General features: G+C 63.6%; 4 protein-coding genes. 1 reads left to right on the top strand and 3 read right to left on the bottom strand.

What is annotated here, in order from left to right; genetic code table 11:
* The 3 genes from EOA22_RS26565 to EOA22_RS26555 form a co-directional block, all read right to left on the bottom strand.
* On the bottom strand, positions 1 to 938 hold a 938-nt coding region (locus EOA22_RS26565), incomplete at its 3' end, for an aminotransferase class I/II-fold pyridoxal phosphate-dependent enzyme (protein WP_127390332.1).
* A gap of 42 nt (positions 939 to 980) precedes the next feature.
* Positions 981 to 2,108 carry a 2Fe-2S iron-sulfur cluster-binding protein gene (locus EOA22_RS26560; RefSeq protein ID WP_063168716.1) on the bottom strand — a complete coding sequence of 376 codons (1,128 nt, stop codon included), beginning with the start codon at positions 2,106 to 2,108 and terminating at the stop codon, positions 981 to 983.
* Complete coding sequence (locus EOA22_RS26555; RefSeq protein ID WP_013530418.1) at positions 2,105 to 3,145, bottom strand: aromatic ring-hydroxylating dioxygenase subunit alpha; 1,041 nt, start codon at positions 3,143 to 3,145, stop codon at positions 2,105 to 2,107. Before EOA22_RS26555 ends, EOA22_RS26560 begins: the two co-directional genes overlap by 4 nt.
* A gap of 62 nt (positions 3,146 to 3,207) precedes the next feature.
* Here EOA22_RS26555 and EOA22_RS26550 point away from each other — a divergent pair.
* Positions 3,208 to 3,946: LysR family transcriptional regulator (locus EOA22_RS26550; protein ID WP_245478692.1), on the top strand; the 739-nt coding region annotated here is incomplete at its 3' end.

Genomic DNA, 3,946 nt, shown 5'->3' with positions numbered 1-3,946 from the left:
GTCCGCGACTGGGCAACCCGGAAACCAAGGCCCGTAAGTGCGGCGGCGGTGCGCACGCGCTCGGCTCTGACGCGGCCCGCCGACGCCTTCATCCAGCTTTCGTCGGCCAGTGCCGCAATAGCGGCGACCTGTGCTGCCGCATTGACGTTGAACGGCGTCTTGGCGGCCGCGATCACTCTTGCCAGTTCGAAGCCCGAACAAACGGCATAGCCAACGCGCAGCCCCGCCAGGCCATAAGCCTTCGAAAATGTGCGCAGCACGACATGGTCGATGCTGCTGTTGCGCAGGACCTCGATGCCGTCGGGCGCGCCGGGATCGGCGAATTCGAAATAGGCCTCGTCCAGGACAAGAAGCGTGCCGGGTCGCACGGCGCCGATCAGCCGTCGCAGGCCAGCGTGGTCGAGACCCGGCCCGACCGGATTCCACGGCGAGGATATGAAAACGATCCGTGGCCCAACGGCGATCGCCGCTTCGAGCGCGGCAAGATCGAACCCCATCTCGGGTTTCATCGCAATCTTGACGACATCGGCACCGGCAGCCAGCGGCTCTATCTCATGCAGCCCGAAGCTCGGCACCGTGGTGACGACCGAGGCGCCCGGCACCAGGACGGCGCGCGAGATGGCGGCGATCATCTCCTCGGAACCATTGCCGGCAACGATCATGCCAGGATCGATCGCCAGTTTTTCGCCAAGCGCCGCCCGCAGCGCCGTGCAGGCCGGATCGGCATAGCGCCATGGCTCGAAGGATGAGGAGGCCAATGCGGCCATGACGGCGGGAGAACACCCATCCGGGTTCTCGTTGCTGGCCAGCCGGGCGACATCGTTGCGGCCACTCAGCGCCCGCGCCATCGCGATGTTCATGCCGGCATTGTAGGGCGGCAAGGCGGCGATATGCGGATTGAGCGGCAGGCTCGACGCTGGTTTGACCGACTGTTCCAAATCCCGACTTCCGTTTCCCCGCGCCCACGCGCGGCAATCTTGTCAAATATCGAGGACGACTGATCCGCGCGGCTTGGAGCAGCACAACAGCACTTCGCTGCTTCCAAGCTCGTCCAGCGGTTCCTCGAAATAGGCGATGTCGCCCGAGATCAGCCGCGACTTGCATGTGCCGCAGATGCCGGCCCGGCAGCTGAATTCCGGCAACAGACCTTGGTTCTCGGCGAAGTCGAGCAACGATACGGCCGAGCCATCCCAGACGGCCGTCAGGCCCGACTTCCGAAATTCCACGGTTGTCGCTTCCCCGGCCGGCTCGATCCTTGCCGGCTGCGCTGGAACCGCGGGAACTCGCACTGCATCGGGCTCAAGCACCGTCGCCGGGCCGAAGAATTCGTAGGCAATGCGATACCTTGGCGCGCCAAGCTCGCGCAGCATGACGTAGATCGCCTGCATGAACGGCGGCGGGCCACAGAGGTAGAAATCATAGTCATCGATCGGCAGCAAACGCTGCAGCACGTCCCGCGAAATCATGCCTTCGCTATGAAAGCGCTGCTCGGCCTTGTCGCGCTCGGACGGGAGCCGGTAGCAGAAGTGTGCGGTCAGGCCGGGACGGGTCGAGACCAGGTCGGTCACCTCATCGCGCAAGGCATGCACATCGCCGTTGTCGCAGGCGTGAATGAAGACGGCACGGCGGTCCGGCAACGAAGCCAACGCATGCAGCATCGACACCATCGGCGTCAGCCCGACGCCGCCGCTGAGCAGCACGACTGGACGGTTGCTGGCCTTGTCGAGCACGAAATCGCCGCGCGGCCCTTCCGCCTGAAGCACATCACCGACGTCGATACGGTCATGCAGGAAGCACGAGCTTATCCCATCGGGAAGCCCCGGCCCGGGTGCTGCCTCACGCTTCACACTGATCCGATAGGAAGCGCTGTCTGGGGAACAGGAGATACTGTAGTTGCGCAGCACATATCCCCTTTCGCCGGCGGCCTCCCGCGCTACCGGAATCCGGAACACCAGGAACTGGCCCGGCTGGAAGTCGCGCCAGTCCTGTGGATCGACCGGCTCGAGATGGAATGAAGTGATGAGGGCGCTTTCGCGCACCTTCGCGACCAATTTCAGGTCGCGAAATCCGCTTCTTGCGATGGTGTCGCGAGCGGTGAATGCATTCATTCGGCAGCTGCCAATTGCTGGCTCTCGCTGGCGATCAGCTTGGCCAGGTTCCGGCGAAAGCGCAGCGGTCCGACATCTATCTTCAGATCGAGATTGGGCGTGCGCTTGTTTGCCATGCCCTTGTGCACGGCATTGAGCACGGTGCGGTCCTCGTCGAAGGCGCCGCGCACAGAGGTGGCGAACTGGCGGGAAACCTCCAAATCGTCGGGGGCGAAATTGCGCATCTGGAACCAGTAATATTTCGTCTGGTTCTCATCGACCGGCGTCATGAAGTTGTAGCTGTCCATGAGGAACACGTCCTCGTGCAGCGGCTTGCCCTCGCCGCCGGTGCGGGCCGGCACGAAGATCGCCTTGATGATGGCGTTGGAGGGGTAGCGCACTTCGTAGTGCTGCTTGCGGTCGCAATTGCCTGAGAATTTGAGGAAAGGCGCATAGAAGGGCGCCGGCGCGGCATCGACCACCCAGCGCCACACGGTCACGCCGTCCGCGCCTACGGTGGTTTCGAGTGGCGCATCCTCCATCGCCTGAACGCCGCCGAAGGAGGACTGGTGGACCCAAGACACATGCGAGGGGTCGAGCAGGTTGTCGGTCATGTAGAGGTAGTTGCAATCGAGCGCCATGGACTCGCCGCGATTGACGCCCCATGCCGGATCGCCCCAGTGGTCGACCGCGAAAATCAGCGCGGGGTCGGCCTTTGCCGCTTCGCCCATCCATATCCACAGCAGCCCGTAACGTTCGGCGATCGGATAGGAACGAACGCATGCCACATGCGGTATCTTTTCAGCACCGGGCACGCGCGTACAGGTTCCGGTGCTGTCGAAGGTCAGCCCGTGATAGCCGCATTCGACAGTGTCGCCCTTGATGCGGCCCATGGACAGCGGCAGCTTGCGGTGGGGACAGGCATCCTCGAGCGCCGCCACCACGCCATCGGTCCGGCGGTAGAGGACAATGTCCTCGCCAAGTATCCGGGTCGGCACCAGCCTGTCGGCGACCTCATGGTCCCATGCGGCAACGTACCAGCAGTTTCGAAGAAACATGGCGTCCTCCCGAGCTTGTGACGCCTAAACGAATATCTTGCGGGCCTGGGACGACATAGGGCTTGCATCTGTGTTCTATTTTAGAAAAACTAAATCAAGCTGACCCCAGGATTGTTGCCCAGGTGAAGAAGACGCCCCCACTGCGTGCGATACAGGCCTTCGAGGCTTTCGGCAGGCGTGGCAGTGTGACGGCGGCCGCCAACGAACTCGGCGTCTCCGTCGGCGCGGTCAGCCAGCAGATCCGCAAGGCCGAAGACGCGCTGGAGGCGCGGCTTTTGGAACGGCGCGGCAGGAGTGTCGCCCTCACCGCGCTGGGCCGCGTTTACCACGCAGCGGTTGCCGTCGGCTTCGAACACATTCGCGACGCCCAGGATCTCATCGAACAGGCCCGGTCCGCGGACACTTTGACCATCTCCTGCCTGCCGTCGTTGGCCAGCAAATGGATCGGCCCGCAGCTCCTGGATTGGCAGGTCGACCACCCCGGCGCGACCGTGCGGCTGGTGGGCGCCGAGACGGAGCCAAGGCTGGGCGCCGAACAAGTTGACTTCCGTATTTCGTACGGCACGAAATATCGTGATTTCGAGCACTACACCGAACTGTTCACCGACTGGGTGGTGCCGGCCTGCTCGCCGACGCTGCTGGCGAAACACCCGGTCGGCAAGCCCGCCGATATTCTCGATCTGCCGCTTCTCAGCATCGAATGGGCCCGCGATCACCGCTCGCCGCCGACATGGGCGGAATGGGCCGCAAGCATCGGCGCGGTGCACCGCAGAACATCCGGCGAAATGGCCTTTTCCCTGT

It is taken from the genome of Mesorhizobium sp. M7A.F.Ca.US.014.04.1.1, assembly GCF_003998745.1.
Classification (GTDB): Bacteria; Pseudomonadota; Alphaproteobacteria; order Rhizobiales; family Rhizobiaceae; genus Mesorhizobium; species Mesorhizobium ciceri.
This window is presented reverse-complemented; position numbering and strand designations above follow the sequence as displayed.

What these genes read in the sequence shown, in the direction of transcription:
- EOA22_RS26560 (WP_063168716.1), bottom strand. Translation starts at nt 2,108, where the DNA reads ATGAATGCATTCACCGCTCGCGACACCATCGCAAGAAGCGGATTTCGC.
- EOA22_RS26555 (WP_013530418.1), bottom strand. Translation starts at nt 3,145, where the DNA reads ATGTTTCTTCGAAACTGCTGGTACGTTGCCGCATGGGACCATGAGGTC.